Source organism: uncultured Kriegella sp. (assembly GCF_963975415.1).
In the GTDB taxonomy this organism is placed as follows: domain Bacteria; phylum Bacteroidota; class Bacteroidia; order Flavobacteriales; family Flavobacteriaceae; genus Kriegella.
The window spans coordinates 30,027-48,597 of the sequence record NZ_CAXBGN010000007.1 but is presented as its reverse complement, the minus strand read 5'-3'; the positions used below and the strand labels follow the sequence as shown (position 1 = coordinate 48,597).

The following is an 18,571-nucleotide window of genomic DNA, read 5'->3' as shown; positions in this document are numbered from 1 at the left end:
AATCGCTTCATTTTAAATTATTTATTAATTTTGGCACGATATTTTCTTTAGGATAAAACGAATAGTAAAATGAAGTCAAAAGTAAAAGTTCTTGTTATTCTTGCTGCAGTCATATTTGCTGCAAATGTTCACGCACAGCGCGGAGTTCGAATCGGTTATGTCGATATGGAATATATTCTCGAAAATGTTGAAGAATATAGGGATGCCGGTGAGCAATTAGAGACAAAAGTGCAGAAGTGGAAAGTCGAGATTGAGCAAATGCAGAGCGACGTCGAACAAATGAAGAAAGATTTGATGGCCGAGAAGGTGCTATTGACCGACGAATTAATCAGTGAGCGGGAAGAGGAGATTGACATAATGGAAAAGGAGATGTTGGAGTATCAACAAGACCGCTTTGGTCCGCAAGGAGATTTGGTGCTTCAAAAGCGCCGATTGATCCAGCCAATTCAAGATCAAGTTTTTAATGAGGTTCAAAAAATTGGAGCCAATAAAAAATATGATTTTATTTTTGATAAATCGGCGGATGTTGTAATGTTGTATTCTGAAAAAAGACACGACATAAGTGATTTGATTCTCAGGGGTATTGCAAGAACTAGAAAAGTAAGTAAACCTCGACAGAAAGCCGATTCGAGAAGTCGTTTAGATGATTTTGAGGGAGAACCCGATGAAGATGTTATAAGTGATGCGCTTAAAGAACGACAGCAGAAGGCACAACAGGCTTTAGAAGAACGAGTCAAATCGACAGAAGAGAAAAGGGCCGAACAGTTAAAACTGAGAGAGGAACGAAAAAAGGCGTATGAAGCCCGTAGGGCAAAACTCTTGGAAGAGCGGGAAGCCAAAAAGAAAGAAAAGCTTGAAGAGCGCAATGCAAGTACAGAAGAGGAAAATTGAATAAATGAAACACCTGGAGGTTGAACAGGTATTAGGAATAAAAATAAATTAACCAAAACGAGAATACATCAACCAAAAATTAACACTAAAATTGTTTAACAGAAAATCATGAAGAAAGTAAAGAAAATAGCCGTTGCCCTAGTATTATTTGTAGCCGCTACTGGGTTTGTGAATGCACAAAGTAAAGTTGCCCATATTGATGTGACAAAACTTTTGTCTGCAATGCCAGAAATGAAGTCGGCCGAAGCTGAGCTTAAGAAGTTGCAAGAAACTTATGGTGCCGATATCGAGAGTTCTATGACTGAATTGCGTAACAAAGTAACATTATATCAGAACGAGGCTCCTTCTAAAACTCCAGAAGAGAATGAAAAAAGAGCTCAAGAACTTCAAGGTTTTGAAAAAAGCATTGGGGAAGCCAACCAAGTAGCTCAGCAAGAGCTTCAGAAAAAGCAAGGGGAATTGTTTGCCCCAATCTCAGCAAAGGCAAAAGCAGCTATCGAAAAGGTTGCTGCGGCACAAGGTATTGACTATGTAATCGATGCCCAGCCTGGTGGAGGGTTGATCGTTGCTAATGGTAAGGATCTTTTGCCTGATGTAAAAAAAGAATTGGGACTTTAATAAAGTTTACTGATAAATAAAAAAGACCGCCCATGCAATGGGCGGTCTTTTTTTATGTTATAATTTTTTTGAATACTTCAAACTAGTCGGATTTTGTAAATGCAAATTATACAGGGCGAGCAGGTTGGTTTTAATTTCAGCTAAAGCAAACAGTGGTTAAATAAGCTTCCTTCTCATATTTTTCCAGCGTAGTTGTCTGATAAATTTTCCTTGGTCTTTTGAAATTAAAAAGGTTTTTTTTCCTTTTTCTGCGACAAAATAACCTTCCATATTATCTAGAAAGGCATGTCCCTTTTTCTGTTTCCAGGCCATTTTTAAAGAGGCGATTAAAGTAATTGCAAATCCATAGCGCATGCGGTACATAGCCTCCCCTTGAAGCAGCTTTGCTTTCTTATTATAAGCGGCACCTGTGGGCCGTAAGTGTTTTACTTTTAGAGTGCCATCTGTGAAAATGGCAAAACCATGGTATTGCGCTAATAATTCATCAACGGTATCCCATCCCATGGCATTCTTAAGGCCGCCTATGGTAGCGAAGCAATTTTTTGAATACGCTTTAAAGGCACCACGAACATGATCTTTGTTCATTGGGTGGTTCAGTTGCCAGCCTCCGCTGGAATCTTTTTCGTAAATAAAGCCTCCCGCAATACCCACTTCAGGATGCCCTCTAAAAATATAGGCGATACGTTCGAAATAATGATCCGGTAAGATGATATCGGCATCCAATTTGACCAAAAAGTCATAGTCCTCATCGAGCAATTGAAGGCCTTTTTCAAAAGCGCTGATGACTTTACTACCGGGCATATGTGCTTCGGAAGAAGTAGTGTTCAGTTTTTCAATAATAGGGCTCAGTGTCAAAAATTCATCAATAATGGCCTCTGTCGCGTCGGTGGAATGATCGTTGACAACAATAACTTTTTTAGGTTGCAGGGTCTGTCGCAATACAGAATTTAGCGTATCTGCCAAAAAGGCTTCTTCGTTATGTGCCGGAATGATTATATAATAGTCCATATCATTCAAGTGTCAAATGGTAAATACCAAATGAGAATGCTTTATCAATCTGTTTTTCTAGTGGCGTAAACAATGTAATATCTTGGTGTAAAACTACGTAGTAAAGGGCGTATTCCTATTTTTTTAACTGGGTTTGTCCATTTGGCTCGATCTTGTATTTCCCATCCAGACTTCTCCAATAACCAATCGAATTGCCAATCTTCAAATTCGTGGTAATGACGGTCCCAAGGGTCGGTTTTGCTTTTGTAAGCAGACGAAAACCATAATTTCAACGGAATACTTGCTACTAATTTGTTCGCTTTTATTTCTCGCAATACATTGAACGGCGCCAATAAGTGTTCGAAAATCTCAAAGGCGGTAATTACTTGGGCATTGGATTGCATTACAGCAGAAAAATCAATATCCAAATCTTCACCTTTGGTGTTTTCTACAACATATCCATGTTCTTCCAATATTTTGGAAAAGGGATTTTCAACCCCCAAATCGAGTATAGACTCATCTTTGGAAATGTGTTTTTGAAGAAAAGCCAAGGTATGTTGAAATCGTTTGCTCGGAAATGTATTTTCGTACATGCTAACTCAATATCTATAAACTATCGCATTGACGTTCATTCCTGCGCCAACACTGGCAAAGATAATAACATCTCCTGTTTTGATGCGCTGATTCTCGAGTTTTCCGCGCTTTACAAGATCTAAAAGGGTGGGTATCGTAGCTACTGAGCTATTCCCCAATTTTTCGATGCTCATGGGCATGATGTCAGCTGGCATTTCAAGAGCATATAATTTATAGAAACGTTTGACAATCGCTTCATCCATTTTTTCGTTCGCCTGATGAATGAAGATTTTTTTTACCTCTTGTATTGAAATGTCGGTGGAGTCTAGGCAATCTTTCATGGCTTGGGGAACCTTTGTGAGAGCGAATTCATAGATCTTTCGGCCGTACATTTTTATATAGTTCGTATCTTTTTGGGAAGATTTGCTATACGATGCTCCGAAAAATAGATAATTTGCTTCCCCGTTTGCATAGGTGGCCGAATTATGGGCTAAAATCGAACCTCCATCGTCGGTATCTGCAATGATGGCTGCACCCGCCCCATCGGAATAAATCATGGAGTCTCGATCATTTCTGTCAACTACTCGAGAAAGTGTTTCGGCTCCGATGACCAAACATTTTTTGGCCATCCCACTTTTGATAAATGCTTTTGCCTGTATCACGCCCTCTATCCAACCGGGGCAGCCAAATAATATATCATAGGCCACACACTTCGGGTTTTTTATTTCTAGATGATGTTTTACCCGTGTTGCCAAAGTAGGTACGGTATCTGCTTGCGATTTTCCAAAAGAAACATCGCCAAAATTGTGCGCAAAAATGATATAATCCAATTCTTCTTTGTCGATTTTTGCATTTGTAATCGCGCTTTCCGCTGCAAAAAAAGCAAGGTCGGAAGTGTTTTGATGGTCTTTCGCATATCGCCTTTCACCGATACCGGTTATCGATTTGAACTTCTCTATAATCACGGTATTGGTTTGTGGAATACGGGAGCCATCGGCATTAAAAAACTCATGTGCAGTGAAGTCACTGTTTTCAATAATTCGGGAGGGAACATAACAACCTGTTCCTATGATTCCAATATTCATAGCATTTACGTTTTGTTATTTACAAGGTATCGAAACACTTTGTATATACAATTTCTGTGGCTCTATGAATATGATGTTCACAAGTAAATGGGAAGTAAATAAATTCTTACCCAGACACAGTGAACAACTCGAGGTGGCCCGAGATCGTTGTAGTTGCCCTATTTTCTATACCTCGGCATAAGCTTCTATGGGTGCGCAAGTACAAATTAAATTACGGTCTCCATAGGCGTCATCTACACGGCGTACTGACGGCCAGAATTTGTTTTCGGTAACATAAGGCAAGGGAAAGGCAGCTTTTTGTCTTGAATAAGGAAAACTCCACTCATCGTTAGTAACCATAGCCAATGTATGCGGAGCATTTTTTAAAACGTTGTTCGGTTCATCGATCGAAGCTGTATCTATTTCTTCGCGAATAGCTAGTATTGCACTACAGAATCGGTCTAGCTCAGCCAAGCTTTCACTTTCTGTGGGTTCGATCATAAGTGTTCCGGCTACGGGAAAAGAAACTGTGGGCGCATGAAAACCGTAATCCATTAATCGTTTTGCGATATCGGATACTTCAATACCGTTCTTTTTAAACGGTCTGCAGTCAATAATCATTTCATGTGCGGCCCGACCTTGTTCACCGGTATACAGCACATCGAATTTTCCGCTCAAACGTTGTTTGATATAGTTGGCATTTAAAATGGCAGTTTTAGTCGATTTTGTGAGTCCACTTTCCCCTAACATCTTAATGTATCCATAGGAAATCAAACAAACTAAAGCACTGCCCCAGGGAGCTGCAGAAATTGCGGAAATTGCCTTTTCTCCTCCAGTGGTAATTACAGGGTTGCTAGGTAAAAATGGAGCCAATTGTTTGGCTACACAAATAGGGCCCACTCCAGGTCCGCCACCGCCATGGGGAATGGCGAAGGTTTTGTGTAGGTTCAGGTGGCAAACATCGGCTCCTATGGTGGCGGGGTTTGTAAGCCCGACTTGGGCGTTCATATTGGCACCATCCATATATACTTGTCCGCCATTGTCGTGAATTAACTGCGTAACTTCTTTTATGGAAGATTCAAAAACTCCATGTGTCGAGGGGTAGGTCACCATTAGGGCGGCTAGACTATCTTTATGAAGTATTGCTTTTTCCTTTAAATCGGTGACATCGATATTGCCTCTTTCGTCTGTTTTTGTAACTATGACCTTCATTCCGGCCATTACAGCCGAGGCAGGATTGGTACCGTGCGCCGATGCGGGAATGAGACAGATGTTCCGGTGCCCTTCATTTCTTGATTCGTGATAGGCCCGAATGGTCATCAGACCGGCATATTCCCCTTGTGCGCCAGAATTCGGCTGCAACGAGGTGGCGGCAAATCCTGTTATGGTGGTCAGGTCTTTTTCCAATGCCTTTAACATAATTTGATATCCTTTGGCTTGATCGATAGGAACAAAGGGATGGATATTGCTCCAATGGGGCATGCTCAAAGGCAACATCTCTGAAGCGGCATTTAACTTCATCGTGCAGGAACCTAGCGAAATCATGGAATGGTTAAGGGCGAGATCTTTGCGTTCAAGTTTTTTGACGTAGCGCATGAACTCGGTTTCCGAATGATAACAGTTAAAAACCTCATTCTCTAAATAGGGAGATAAACGTAGCAAGGCACCCGAAATAATAGGGTCATCTTGCAAGCTATCTATTTGCAAGGGTTGTTTGTTCGAAGCTTCTGCAAAAACGGCAACAATTTGTTCAAGGTCTTTTAGCGAGGTCGCTTCGTTGACAGAAATCGAGATTGTTTTCTCATCGACATATAGAAAATTGACTTGATTATTTTCTGCTATAGGTCGAATGATATTTGTATCGGCCTCAATGAGAATAGTATCAAAATACACGTTGTTAATTTGTTGGAACCCTAGTTGCTCCAACTTGTTGGTAAGGGTGATGGCGGTGGTATGCACTTTTTTTGCAATATATCGCAATCCTGTAGGTCCATGATAAACCGCATACATTCCGGCCATAACGGCCAATAAAACTTGGGCGGTGCATATATTCGATGTCGCTTTATCTCGTTTAATATGTTGCTCACGGGTTTGAAGGGCCATTCTAAGGGCAGGATTTCCGTCGGTATCTTTGGTCAAACCAATAATTCTACCAGGAATATTTCTTTTGTACGCTTCCTTTGTGGCGAAAAATGCAGCGTGAGGCCCCCCATATCCCAAAGGAATACCAAAACGCTGGGTGGTGCCAACAACGACATCTACTCCAAATTCACCGGGAGGGGTAAGCAAAACAAGACTTAAAATATCAGCGGATACAGCAACTCGAATATCATTTTCCTTGGCCCTGGCTACAAAATTGGCATAATCGTATACCTCGCCATATTTCCCAGGGTATTGTAATAAAACCCCATAAAAATCCGATGTGAAAGTGAATTCGTCATGATTGCCAACAACCAACTCTATGCCTAATGGTAGAGACCGGGTCTGTAAAAGAGACAGGGTTTGGGGCAATACTTGATCTGAGACGAAGAATTTAACGATGTTGTCTTTTTTTTGTTGCCTGCTACGTACATCGTAGAGCATGGTCATAGCTTCTGCAGCGGCCGTACTTTCGTCCAACAGCGAAGCATTGGCAAGCTCCATTGCCGTAAGGTCACATACCATGGTCTGAAAATTCAGTAAAGCTTCTAATCGCCCTTGTGCTATTTCAGCTTGATATGGCGTGTAGGCGGTGTACCAACCAGGGTTTTCAAGAATATTTCTTTTGATTGCCGATGGGGTTAGGCATTCATGGTAACCGAGCCCAATATAGGAACGAAACATTTTGTTTTGGAGGGACAATTCTTGAATATGAGCCAGAAATTTGTGCTCACTCATTGCATCTGAAAGATTGAGCGAATCTTTGAGTCTAATATCATCGGGAAGTGTCTCGTTAATGAGTTGTTCCAAATTTTCGACACCGATTGTCGCTAACATATGTTGAAGGTCTTCTTCTTTGATGCCGATATGGCGCTTTGCAAATACGTCCGTTCTCATAAATAATACCGTGTCTTAAAATAAACGTGAGCAAAATTAGTTATTAATTCTTGTAAAATAGATACCTTGGATGGGTCTAAAGGATAAAGTTTTTAACCAAAAGCGAAGGTTATAAACACTCCACGCCTTTTATTTGATGAGGAACCTAAAACATCTTTTTGATTTTTACATAGATGCAAGTATACATGTCGCTTTGGCAGTTTATTCTTTGCTATGGGTTTCTTCCTGCTTTTTTGATATCGCGGTTGACAATTACCTGGGTGGCTTTGTCTTTTTCGGAACCATTGCCTGCTACAATTTTATGAAGTATGGTGTCGAGGCCCATAAGTATATTCTAGTGGCCAGCCGATATCATAAGAATATTCAATTTTTTAGTTTACTCTGTTTGGGCATTGCGCTGTATTTTGCCTTCTTTTTACATGTTGAAGTGTTGCTTGTTTTGGGTGTTCTTTCGCTTTTAATCGGACTATACACACTGCCTGTTTTGCCAGGCACCAAAAACCTAAGAAGCTTCGGTGGCTTTAAAATTTTTCTTGTAGCTCTGGTGTGGGCCGGTACTACGGTACTACTTCCCGTATTGATGGTTGATATGAATATTTCTTGCGATGTAATTATAGAAATTATGCAACGATTTATTTTGGTTTTGATATTGCTCGTGCCCTTCGAAATCAGGGATTTAAAATTCGATGCACCAGAATTAAACACGCTGCCTCAGCGTTATGGGGTTACAAGGACCAAGATTTTTGGGGCTTTCGCTACCTTGCCTTTTTTCTTTTTGACGCTCTTTAAAGATGATATTAGTCAGCTTGAAGCAGTAAGCAGGGGAGTTATGTTTTTAGCGCTCGGGAGTATGATATTTATTACTCGAAGGAACCAATCGAAGTATTTTGCATCGTTCTGGGTAGAAGGAATACCTATTTTTTGGGCAATTCTGTTATGGGGTCTTTCAAAAGTGCTTTAAATCTTATCTTTCAGTTCCTTTTTCATTTTAAGCTTTTCACTTTGTGAAAGACTGTGTAAATCTGCCTTTTGGCACAAAGAGGTCAATTGCGTATTTTTCTTGGAAAATACAGAACACGTTTTACATATTAGCAAGTGAAACTTTAACTGAATTTTTTCTTTAAGGCTGGCCTCTTTGTACTGCATCTTATCGCAAATCATTGCGGCTTTTTCACAAGAAATCATAGTTTAAACCAATTTTGATTAAGGCACCCCATCAAGGCAGCCCTTGCCCTGTGGATCATCACCCAAAGATTAGACGGGTTAATGCTAAGTTCATTACAAATATCTTCGGTGCTCATACCTTGAACAGTTTTCATTGTAAAAACTAACGATTGCTTCTTGGGTAATTTTGATATACAATCGTGTATGGCTTCGCCTAATTCTTCGTTTTCAATAGCGTTGTTTTCAAAAGTGCTGAAAGGGTCTGATACCTGCTCTTCGAGCCAATCACCTTCTGCATCAGTATGGTTACTGTAACCCATTCGTACTTCGGCCTTGCCTTTTTTTGAATTTATTTTCCGGTAGTAATCTATAACCTTACGCTTTAAAATGGCGATGAGCCAAGTGCGTTCGGCGGCATCCCCTTTGTAATTTTTGGCAGATTTCAATCCGGCAAAAAAAGTTTCTTGCACCAAGTCTTTAGCGATTTCTACATCGTTGACTCTTGCTATGGCATAATTGAAAAGGTAGTCTGCGTACAAATCTACCCAAGTATCCGGTTTTAGCTGATGCGCTGTCATACTAGTTTTTGATGTTATCAAAAGTAGGTGAATTTTAATTAAACTTCGATTTGAATGCTCCCAAAAAGTGACTGTCAGTAAATGTTGATTGTCTTATACTATAGTTAATATACTAATATTGAAATAATTGAATTCCAACGATGGTGTTATTGTTATTTTTTAATGTCTTGATAAATGTTTGTTTTGAGAGCAAAGAAAACACTACAAAATCCGTTTACATTCTTACCTTGGTTTTATAGATAAGTTCTTGCCAGTCACAAAGTAAGTCAAAACCTATCACAGAATTCTCACGAATGGATTTAAATAACGGGATCTTGCTGAGTGTTGGTATCCCGAAAGAATTTACGGCAGAGGATTTGAAAAATGCGATAAGTATCACCCAGTTCGATATCTATTCTAGAAAGCAGGGCGATGTTAGATAAGCAAAAGACCGTTTATGAGTACCGTAATAGGGTAGGTCGAAGTGCCAAGGCGGTGCCTGTTTTTAGATTCTTTAGGCTTCGCGGAGGTAGTCGATTTGTTTGGGGTTATGATGCCCCGCCAAGCATCGGGATTATGTGTTAACCAGCACCTAGAGTAATTTTCGCGCGACTTCTTGCCAATTGTTTACGCGTTCGAAACCATTTGAGTTTATGTTATGGGGGGAAGTGAACAAGAGTGACCTTCCTTCAAAGCTTTCTAGATTATAACTTCTGTCGTCGATTAAAATATCACCTTTTAGAATATGCTTATGACCACAAAGGATGCGGTTTTGCCATGGCACAAAAGGGAAGTGTTCATCAAGCCACTCCGATTTTTCTATTAAGGAATTGGGAAATTGCATCGCTGCAGATGCGATGAACAATTCATATTTTTTGGAAAGCGCCTCTAAGACCTCTATACTGTCGGCTATTGGTTTAAGGTTGCGAAAAAAACCGACATTGGTCGCGTGTTGTCGAACACTATCTTGACGATCGACCGGAACTTTCTGCCATACTTCACTCCCCATACAGAGATCCGGTGTCAGGCATTCTTGATAATCCCGATTGTAAATTTCAATGTGAGCGCCGTAAGTATCGGCCATCACTTCGTCCATGTCAACGAATAAAGTCATAAATATCGATTTTCTGCGAAGTACGTAAAAAAGAAACTACGTATGAAATGCATTTTGAAGAATTAAAGATTTAGTAAATAGTTAAGGCCATAAAAATGTGTACAACAACAAACGTGTCAGATTTTTTGCATTTGACAAGTTTGTTGTGGGTTTTTATTTTATACCACTCTATTGATGAGTCCTGCACGCTCTAGAAGAGGCTCTATTTTAGGCTCGGCACCCCTGAAGCGTTTGTATAGTTCCATTGGGTTTTCGGTACCTCCTTTTGAGAGCACGTTATCCTTGAATTTTGTGGCGACCTCACGATTGAAAATCCCTTGTTCCTTGAAATAGGCAAAGGCATCGGCATCTAAAACTTCTGCCCATTTGTAACTGTAATAACCAGACGCATACCCTCCTTGGAAAATATGGGAAAAGGCTGTGCTCATACAGGTTTTCTTGGTCTGAGGGTATAGGTTGGTGCCCTCAAAAGCTTTTTCTTCATATGCCTTTACATCTGTGATAGATGTAGGGTCGGTACCATGCCATGCCATATCCAATAGGCCAAAGCTTAATTGTCGCAAGGTTTGCATACCCTCTTGAAATGTCGCAGATTCTTTTATTTTTTGAACCAGATCCATCGGAATTAAATCGCCCGTTTCGTAGTGGGTCGCAAAGAGTTCCAAGGCTTCTTTTTCATAGCACCAGTTCTCTAATACTTGACTCGGAAGTTCGACAAAATCCCAATAGACAGAAGTTCCTGATAGACCTGGGTATATGGTATCGGCCAACATGCCGTGAAGTCCGTGCCCAAATTCATGAAATAAAGTGGTTACTTCATTGAAGGTCAGTAACGACGGTTTGCTTTCAGTGGGTTTTGTGAAATTACAGACGTTTGAAATATGTGGGCGTACATTTTCGCCGTTGCGCACATATTGTGATTTATAGGAAGTCATCCAGGCGCCACCGCGTTTCCCGGCCCTAGGGTGGAAATCGGCATAGAATAACGAAACTAGATTTTTGTCCTCATCATAAATACGGTACGTTTTTACATCTTTGTGATAGGTGTCAACGTCAAAAACTTCTTCAAATTGGAGGCCATAAAGTTTCTCGGCTACTTTGAACACTCCGTCAATAACATTTTCCAATTTGAAATAGGGCTTCAGTTTTTCGTCGTCAAGATCGAATAATTTCTGCTTCAGCTTTTCAGAGTAATATGCGCCGTCCCATTTTTCCAGGCAGTCTATGGCATCTAATTTCTTGGCGAAATCTTCTAATTGTTTGAATTCCTTCTCGGCCGCCGGTTTTGCTTTTTCTAAAAGTTCGCTTAAAAAGGCATGGACCTTTTCTGGAGTTTCGGCCATGCGCTCCTCCAAGACAAAATGGGCATGGGTCTTATACCCTAAAAGATTGGCCCTTTCGTGTCGAAGGTTGGCTATTTTTAGAACGTTTGCCTGATTGTCCAAAGCATCGTTATGAAAACCTTTGCTTCCGAAAGCCATAGAGAGGTCTTTTCGCAATGCACGGTTTTTGGCATATTTCATAAAAGGTATATAGCTTGGGTAGTCCAACGTTATCAACCAGCCCTCTTTACCCTTTGATTTGGCCAATTGAGCGGCCGCTTCCTTTTCTCCTTCCGGCAACCCTTCCAAATCTTTTTCATCGGTAAGGTGCATTTCAAATTTGTTGGTCTCGGCCAAAATGTTTTCGCCGAATTTCAGTTTTAATTTTGAAAGTTCGGCGTCTATTTCACGTAAGCGTTTCTTTTTGTCTGCCGTTAGATTCGCACCGTTTCTACTAAAACTTTTATATTTTTTATCAAGTAAGGTCTTTTGTTCTGTAGTTAACTTTAGTGTATTTTGTTGTTCGTGAACGGCTTTAACCCTATTGAATAAGTCTTCATTAAGGGTAATGTCATTACTGAATTCAGAAAGTAATGGAGAAACCTCTTGGGCAATTCTTTGTATTTCCTCGTTGGTTTCAGCCGAATTTAGATTGAAGAACACACTTGAAATGCGGTCTAACTGTTGCCCCGAGAAATCAAGGGCTTCGATGGTATTCTCAAAAGTGGGGGGTTCTGAATTTTCTGTAATAATAGCTATTTCTTTTCTAGTATCTGCTATGGCAGCCAAAAAAGCAGGTTTAAAATCTTCATTTTTTATTTTTGAGAAGGGGGCGGTATCGAAAGGGGTCAATAAGGGGTTCATATATTTTTGTGAATTAATTGCCGTTAGTAACCTATAAGAATCACACGATTTTAATAAATGCTATTTCTCGGTTCGGCAAGAGTTACTGTTGAATCGTTTTAATTTGCTCACTGCTCACTGCTCACTATTTAGTGACTTTGCTCCTTGAATAACTTTTTCTTTCAAGCTTTCTTTATAGGAGATGATTGCTTTTAATACCTCATTATCGGAACTGCCAATAATTTGGGCCGCTAAGATTCCTGCATTTTTTGCCCCGTTCAGGGCAACAGTAGCTACGGGAACGCCTCCTGGCATCTGAAGAATTGAAAGAATAGAGTCCCACCCATCGATAGAGTTGCTGCTTTTTACAGGAACTCCAATAACGGGAAGTGGAGACATTGACGCGACCATCCCGGGCAGATGGGCCGCCCCCCCAGCACCGGCAATGATTACAGCATAGCCATTTTTATGGGCATTTTTACTGAAATCGAAAAGCTTTTCAGGAGTACGGTGTGCGGAAACGATGTCGACGTCAACGGCAATATTGAATTCCTTTAAGATGTCAACGGCTTCTTGCATTACAGGAAGATCACTGGTGCTGCCCATTACTATGGCTACTTTGTTCATAAACTTCTAAATTTTGACCACTGAAATCCAATGCTCATACTTTTTGTATTTAACATTGGCTTTTCTGGTTTACTTACTAATTACTTTAATTGTTTCTTTTACCGTTTGTGCAATTTCCCGGGCTTTTACAATGTCTTGATCTACTATGGTCACATGGCCCATTTTACGAAAAGGACGGGTCTGTCTTTTCCCGTATAGATGTGGGGTGACCCCTTCGAGTTTCAAGATGTCTTCCATATGTTCATAAACTACCTCTCCGGTATATCCTTCGGCACCTACTAAGTTCACCATAATTCCAGCGACTTTGCTGTCCGTGCTGCCCAAGGGCAAGTCTAAAATGGCGCGCAAATGTTGTTCAAATTGATTGGTGTAACTCGCTTCGATACTATAATGGCCGCTATTATGTGGTCTGGGAGCTACTTCGTTCACTAAAATTTTATCGTCTTGAGTCTGAAACATTTCTACCGCCAATAGGCCTACATGTTGAATTTTTTCGGATACTTTCAAGGCTATTTCTTGGGCTTTTTGCGCGACATGCGCTTCAATACGGGCCGGACAAATAACATATTCGACTTGATTGGCCTCAGGGTGAAATTCCATTTCGACTACAGGATAGGTTTTTATTTCACCGCTCACGCTCCGCGATACGATTACCGCTAGTTCGTTCTTGAACGGAATCATATCCTCGGCGATACATTCATCAGTTGGGAGGCCTTCAAGGTCTTCCAGTTTTCTAACCACTTTAACGCCCTGCCCGTCATAGCCGAATCGGGCAGCTTTCCAGATAAAGGGGAAACGTAGCCCACCATTGGCAATGGTGTCTTCGATTTCACTTTTATAAGCAAAACGATGGAAGTCGGCCGTAGGTATGCCATTGTCGACATAAAAAAGTTTTTGCTTCGCTTTATTCTGTATTATACGTAAGGCTCTGGTCGGAGGGTATACTTTTTTACCTTCGTCTTCAAGTTTTTCCAGTGCATCTAAATTTACATTTTCAATCTCGATAGTGAGAACGTCGACATCCTTGGCAAAGTTGTATACCGCATCGAAATCGAGTAAATCTCCTATTACAAAGGTGTTACAAGCTATTTTGCAAGGGGCTTCGTCTGAGGCGTCCATTACTTTGGTTTGAATATCCCATTTCCGGGTTTCTTGCAAAAGCATTTTTCCTAGCTGCCCGCCGCCTAAGATTCCTAGCTTAAAATCGGAAGAAAAATATGACATTGTATTTTTTTAAGTCCAACTGTGGTACACGCACAAAAATACACCGAATTCTTAAAACGAGTCCCGTAGGCGCAAAAAAGAGAAATCAAAATGTTATATTTGGCATCCCGTTAAAATTTTACCATTGATAAAATTACACGACAAGTATTTTGAACCCTATTTGAGCGAAGCGCAGATTGCAACGGCGGTTAAAAAAATCGCCGATGAAATTGCCGCTGACTATAAAGACCAAGTCCCAATTTTTGTGGGAGTGCTTAATGGGGCCTTTGCCTTTGTTTCTGATTTTCTAAAACATTATCAACATCCGTGTGAGGTGTCGTTTATAAAATTGAGCTCGTATCAGGGCTTGACCTCAACGGGTATTGTCGAAACTTTACTTGATGTTTCAGAGGATATTGAGGGGAGAAGCCTTATTATTCTGGAGGATGTTATCGATACGGGCAGAACACTTCAAGAACTGGTGCATCTTTTTTCACATAAGAATATCAAGGAATTCAAGGTCGCCACGCTTTTTTACAAATCAGCAATATACAATGGGGAATATACCATAGACTACTTTGGTATGGAGATACCCGATAAATTTATAGTAGGTTACGGACTCGACTACAACGAACTGGGGCGTAACCTTCGTGCTATTTACCAATTAAACCAATCGCATATGATCAATCTTGTGCTGTTCGGAAAGCCAGGTGCTGGAAAAGGTACCCAAGCCGAATTTTTAAAGGAAAAGTATAATCTAAAGCATATTTCCACAGGGGATGTGTTCCGTTATAACATTAAAAACGGAACCGAACTTGGGAAGTTGGCCAAATCGTATATCGATAAAGGTGATTTGGTGCCAGACGAAGTTACTATAAAGATGCTTCGTGATGAGGTTGAAAAGAACCCTGATGCCAGTGGCTTTATTTTTGATGGATTTCCTAGAACAGCTGCACAAGCCGAAGCCTTGGATAATTTGTTGGAATCAAAAGATATGCAGATCGATGCAACTATAGCTTTAGAGGCCAACGACGAAGTTTTGATTCAGCGCCTTTTGGAGCGGGGCAAAACCAGCGGTCGTAGTGATGATGTTGATGAGGCAAAAATACGAAACCGATTTGATGAGTATAGCCAAAAGACGGCTCCTTTACGTGATTACTACGAGGCTCAGGGAAAGTTTCATGTTGTTAATGGTATTGGAGAAATTGAGGAAATTACCGAGCGCCTACATGCTGTTATCAATCAGCTACAAGAAGCGTAAACCTCATAGCGTACTATATAGGTGAGCTGCGAATTTAGATAGCCTTTGTGCTGTTCTGTTTCTCCTGAGATCTTAATAGAGCCATAACGATGGTTTCGCTACTGACCATGTTGTTGGTCTTGATGATTTTTGGTACGCGGTTTATAGCCTCGAAATGTACTGCTTTGGCTTTGCTGAATCTCCATTTTTATTCCGTCCTTGGTCGTTTGAATTGTGTACTTTTGCAATCTTAAGTGCTTAATTTTCTAAGAGACAACATGACTGAAGGCAATTTTGTAGATTATGTAAAGGTATATCTTTCTTCCGGTAACGGAGGTAAAGGATCAACACACTTACATCGTGAAAAATATATAACAAAAGGTGGTCCTGATGGTGGCGATGGTGGCCGTGGGGGGCATATTATTTTTCGAGGAAATAAAAACTTATGGACACTCGTTCATTTTAAGTTCAAGAAGCATTTCAAAGCCGGTCATGGAGAACACGGCAGTAAGAATCGAAGTTCGGGCGGTGATGGTGAAGATATCTTTATAGATGTGCCATTAGGCACCGTTGTCCGAGATTTTGAAACTAATGAAGTTATACTTGAGGTTACCGAAGATGGTGAGGAAAAAATGGTGATGGAAGGCGGCATGGGCGGTCGTGGTAACTGGCATTTTAGAACGGCTACCAATCAAACGCCTCGATATGCGCAACCAGGGGTTTCAGGACAAGAAAGAGAGGTTGTTCTAGAACTTAAGGTTTTGGCCGATGTAGGATTGGTAGGTTTTCCTAATGCCGGTAAATCAACGTTGCTTTCGGTTATCACCTCGGCAAAGCCAAAAATAGCCGATTACGAGTTCACTACATTAAAGCCCAATTTGGGAATTGTGGAGTACCGCGATTTTCAGAGTTTTGTGATGGCGGATATTCCGGGTATCATTGAAGGTGCGGCAGAGGGTAAAGGTTTGGGGCACTATTTCCTGAGACATATCGAACGCAATGCAACATTACTGTTCTTAATTCCCGCCGATAGTAATGATATTTCGAAAGAATATGAGATTTTGTTGGATGAGCTACGTCGATATAATCCCGAATTGTTGGATAAAAATCGATTGGTGGCCATTTCAAAATCAGACATGCTCGATGAAGAGCTGATGGATGAGATGCGGGTCGAACTTGATAAAGATTTAGCCTCGGTGCCCTATATGTTTATTTCTTCGGTGGCACAACAGGGTATTCAAGAGTTAAAAGATAGACTTTGGGTGATGCTCAATGATTCCCCGGATTAGACTTCTTTTTTCTTGAGTTATCTTTTTTTGTAATTTCAAATCACTTTAAGGCTTGGAGAATGAGAATGTTGCTCTTCGTATTATTGGTTTTTGGTGCATGTCAGTCAAAACAAGCGCTTGTCAGAGAGGTGAAGGTCAAAGATATGGTGACGGCGACTGAAGAATATTGTGTGCTTTCCAACCTTCCGAAAACCGTCAATTATGTTGATGAGATAAAGGGTCTGAAAGAAATTTATTTAGATACTGTCGTTGCTTTGGAAAGTCGTGAAGTTGATGGTGTTCGGTACGACGTAGTATTTGATTTAAAACAATCTTCTCATTCACTCTGGTTGATAAAGCGCTATAGTACCATGAAGGTTGACTCTATCCTGCTCGAATGTTTGCAGGAGACCAAGTCTGTCGAATCATTTTTTGATTTAGAGCAATGTACTATTGAAAAAATGATAACTGAGTTCCATGAAAATGGAGATCCAAAAAGAGATTTTACGGAAGTAATTAGTCTATGAAAATGAAATATAACACATTTTTGCTGGTACTGTTTGTGGTCGTATCCTCTTGCAACGCCATTCGTGTCAACTATGATTATGAAAAAGATGCTGACTTTGCGAGCTATACTACCTATAGCTATTATGGCGATATGGATACGGGCCTCAGTGAGTTGGATGCGAAACGGCTAATACGTGTCTTTGATGAAGCCTTAAAATCTAAAGGTTTGCGATTTTCTACTGAGCCAGATTTTTTTGTAAATATTCAAAGTACCACTTTTCAGACACCAAAAAAGAATACGGTTGGGGTAGGTGTTGGGGGTACTGGTCGTGGTGTGGGAGGTGGTGTTTCGGTAGGAATTCCCGTTGGACGGCCTGATGTGTTTCGAGAAATACGATTCGATTTTGTAGATAGTCAGAAAGATATGCTTTTCTGGCAGGCTATTAGTGAGAGTAGTTTTAAAGAAAATGCTTCTCCGGATATTCGAGAGGAAAACCTTCGACAAATTGTCGAAAAGGTTCTGGTGAAATATCCACCCAAATAGTTAAGGAGGGTGGGTGTGATTTTTCCTGTTTTCGGGCTTGTTCGTAAGCCTTATTTTTTTCTATCATTACGACTTTTATGGATTATTGTTGAACTCGGTATAGGATTGTTATGCGTTATTTTTTAAGGAATATATATTATTAACAAATCTTCGCATTAAATATACGTTGCTCCGGTTTTTCTTGATAGCCGAATGAGTGCCGGGAATATCGGGTAATTACATTGAAATATTATATTAACCATTTAATTTTCAGAACATTGTTTTTTTTGGTGTTATTAGTGGAGTGACAGTGAATTTAAGATTTGGATCAGAATAGTTTTAGGCTTAAATTCGATATTAACATTATAAACCAACGATGTTTGTAAGAATATTTCTTTTGTTGAAAACTTTCGTTTGCAATTCTTTTTTAATTTTCTATTTTGCGTCTCCCAAATGGGAAAATCTCTTATTTGGAATCCCCTAGATTAACGGAGACTGTTTTATAAATAGTTTCAGTATTTTTTTTCATTCAAATTTTGAATGATGTTTTTGTGACCCCTAAAGAGCTAATTTTTTAAATTTTGACACCCTTGTATTGAAATATGAAATGCGCTGAATACTATATTGAAAACCACAAAATAGAAGTTTATAATAGCTCTTTCGGGAAAGAGCGGATTTTGCTTAATGGTAATGAGATATCTAAAAAGAAATCTGTTTTCGGCAAGCACCATCAATTCAAGATAAAAAATAACGAATATACAATTCGACCGAAGTTGAGTATTACAGAGCCACAGGGGAGGTATTTTGAAGTATGCAAAAATGGCACACCTTTGACTTTGGTGAATTTTACCACACAAAATTCGAGAGGGCTTCTTTATCTTCTTGTGTTTATCGGTTTGGGAATCGGTTATTTATTAGGGATTTATTTGTTCGATGTTTTGGGTTTTTAAATATCCGATAAACAAGCGTAAAAACTGATTTTTAAAGGACCATCATGTAAATCGTCTATAATATACTGGTAAAAAAAAGGAGCG

Annotated in this window: 17 protein-coding genes; 8 read left to right on the top strand and 9 right to left on the bottom strand. The window is 40.1% G+C overall.

The window, feature by feature from the left end; translation table 11 throughout:
* Window positions 1–69: 69 nt before the first annotated feature.
* Window positions 70–891, top strand: coding sequence for an OmpH family outer membrane protein (locus AACZ88_RS15845; protein WP_339712101.1), 822 nt, complete (start codon window positions 70–72; stop codon window positions 889–891).
* Between the two features lie 108 nt (window positions 892–999).
* Entirely contained in the window at window positions 1,000–1,509 is a 510-nt protein-coding gene (locus tag AACZ88_RS15840) for an OmpH family outer membrane protein (RefSeq protein WP_339712098.1), read from the top strand.
* A 156-nt stretch (window positions 1,510–1,665) separates the two neighbouring features.
* Here the strand turns inward: AACZ88_RS15840 and AACZ88_RS15835 are convergent, their stop codons facing one another.
* The 4 genes from AACZ88_RS15835 to gcvP form a co-directional block, all read right to left on the bottom strand.
* On the bottom strand, window positions 1,666–2,517 hold the full coding sequence (locus AACZ88_RS15835) for a glycosyltransferase family A protein (RefSeq protein ID WP_339712096.1): 852 nt from the start codon (window positions 2,515–2,517) through the stop codon (window positions 1,666–1,668).
* Window positions 2,518–2,561: 44 nt separating this feature from the next.
* On the bottom strand, window positions 2,562–3,089 hold the full coding sequence (locus tag AACZ88_RS15830; RefSeq protein WP_339712094.1) for a methyltransferase: 528 nt from the start codon (window positions 3,087–3,089) through the stop codon (window positions 2,562–2,564).
* A 6-nt stretch (window positions 3,090–3,095) separates the two neighbouring features.
* Window positions 3,096–4,154, bottom strand: a complete 1,059-nt coding sequence (locus AACZ88_RS15825; protein WP_339712092.1) for a 3-oxoacyl-ACP synthase III family protein — start codon at window positions 4,152–4,154, stop codon at window positions 3,096–3,098.
* Between the two features lie 165 nt (window positions 4,155–4,319).
* Window positions 4,320–7,169 (bottom strand): aminomethyl-transferring glycine dehydrogenase, encoded by a 2,850-nt coding sequence (gene gcvP, locus AACZ88_RS15820; RefSeq protein WP_339712090.1) that lies wholly within the window; start codon window positions 7,167–7,169, stop codon window positions 4,320–4,322.
* Window positions 7,170–7,305: 136 nt separating this feature from the next.
* On the opposite strand from gcvP, the gene AACZ88_RS15815 reads away from it, so the two are divergent.
* Window positions 7,306–8,130: a hypothetical protein gene (locus tag AACZ88_RS15815; protein ID WP_339712087.1), complete on the top strand. Its 825-nt coding sequence runs from the start codon at window positions 7,306–7,308 to the stop codon at window positions 8,128–8,130.
* 220 nt (window positions 8,131–8,350) lie between these two features.
* Here AACZ88_RS15815 and AACZ88_RS15810 read toward each other — a convergent pair whose 3' ends face one another.
* The 5 genes from AACZ88_RS15810 to AACZ88_RS15790 form a co-directional block, all read right to left on the bottom strand.
* The gene (locus AACZ88_RS15810) at window positions 8,351–8,911 is read right to left on the bottom strand and encodes a sigma-70 family RNA polymerase sigma factor (RefSeq protein WP_339712085.1); all 561 of its coding nucleotides are present in this window, start codon (window positions 8,909–8,911) and stop codon (window positions 8,351–8,353) included.
* A gap of 571 nt (window positions 8,912–9,482) precedes the next feature.
* Window positions 9,483–10,004, bottom strand: coding sequence for a 5'(3')-deoxyribonucleotidase (locus AACZ88_RS15805; RefSeq protein WP_339712081.1), 522 nt, complete (start codon window positions 10,002–10,004; stop codon window positions 9,483–9,485).
* Between the two features lie 158 nt (window positions 10,005–10,162).
* Window positions 10,163–12,190 carry a M3 family metallopeptidase gene (locus AACZ88_RS15800; RefSeq protein WP_339712079.1) on the bottom strand — a complete coding sequence of 676 codons (2,028 nt, stop codon included), beginning with the start codon at window positions 12,188–12,190 and terminating at the stop codon, window positions 10,163–10,165.
* A 114-nt stretch (window positions 12,191–12,304) separates the two neighbouring features.
* Window positions 12,305–12,796 carry a 5-(carboxyamino)imidazole ribonucleotide mutase gene (gene purE, locus AACZ88_RS15795; RefSeq protein ID WP_339712077.1) on the bottom strand — a complete coding sequence of 164 codons (492 nt, stop codon included), beginning with the start codon at window positions 12,794–12,796 and terminating at the stop codon, window positions 12,305–12,307.
* Window positions 12,797–12,865: 69 nt separating this feature from the next.
* Window positions 12,866–14,020, bottom strand: a complete 1,155-nt coding sequence (locus tag AACZ88_RS15790) for a 5-(carboxyamino)imidazole ribonucleotide synthase (protein ID WP_339712075.1) — start codon at window positions 14,018–14,020, stop codon at window positions 12,866–12,868.
* A 124-nt stretch (window positions 14,021–14,144) separates the two neighbouring features.
* On the opposite strand from AACZ88_RS15790, the gene AACZ88_RS15785 reads away from it, so the two are divergent.
* From AACZ88_RS15785 to AACZ88_RS15765, 5 genes are all read left to right on the top strand, one after another.
* Complete coding sequence (locus AACZ88_RS15785) at window positions 14,145–15,260, top strand: adenylate kinase (RefSeq protein WP_339712073.1); 1,116 nt, start codon at window positions 14,145–14,147, stop codon at window positions 15,258–15,260.
* 257 nt (window positions 15,261–15,517) lie between these two features.
* A complete protein-coding gene (gene obgE, locus AACZ88_RS15780) occupies window positions 15,518–16,528 on the top strand; it encodes a GTPase ObgE (RefSeq protein WP_339712071.1) in 1,011 nt (336 codons plus the stop codon).
* A gap of 59 nt (window positions 16,529–16,587) precedes the next feature.
* Window positions 16,588–17,034 (top strand): hypothetical protein, encoded by a 447-nt coding sequence (locus AACZ88_RS15775; protein WP_339712070.1) that lies wholly within the window; start codon window positions 16,588–16,590, stop codon window positions 17,032–17,034.
* A 2-nt stretch (window positions 17,035–17,036) separates the two neighbouring features.
* Complete coding sequence (locus AACZ88_RS15770) at window positions 17,037–17,558, top strand: DUF4136 domain-containing protein (RefSeq protein WP_339712068.1); 522 nt, start codon at window positions 17,037–17,039, stop codon at window positions 17,556–17,558.
* 581 nt (window positions 17,559–18,139) lie between these two features.
* A complete protein-coding gene (locus tag AACZ88_RS15765; RefSeq protein ID WP_339712066.1) occupies window positions 18,140–18,487 on the top strand; it encodes a hypothetical protein in 348 nt (115 codons plus the stop codon).
* Window positions 18,488–18,571: the final 84 nt, after the last annotated feature.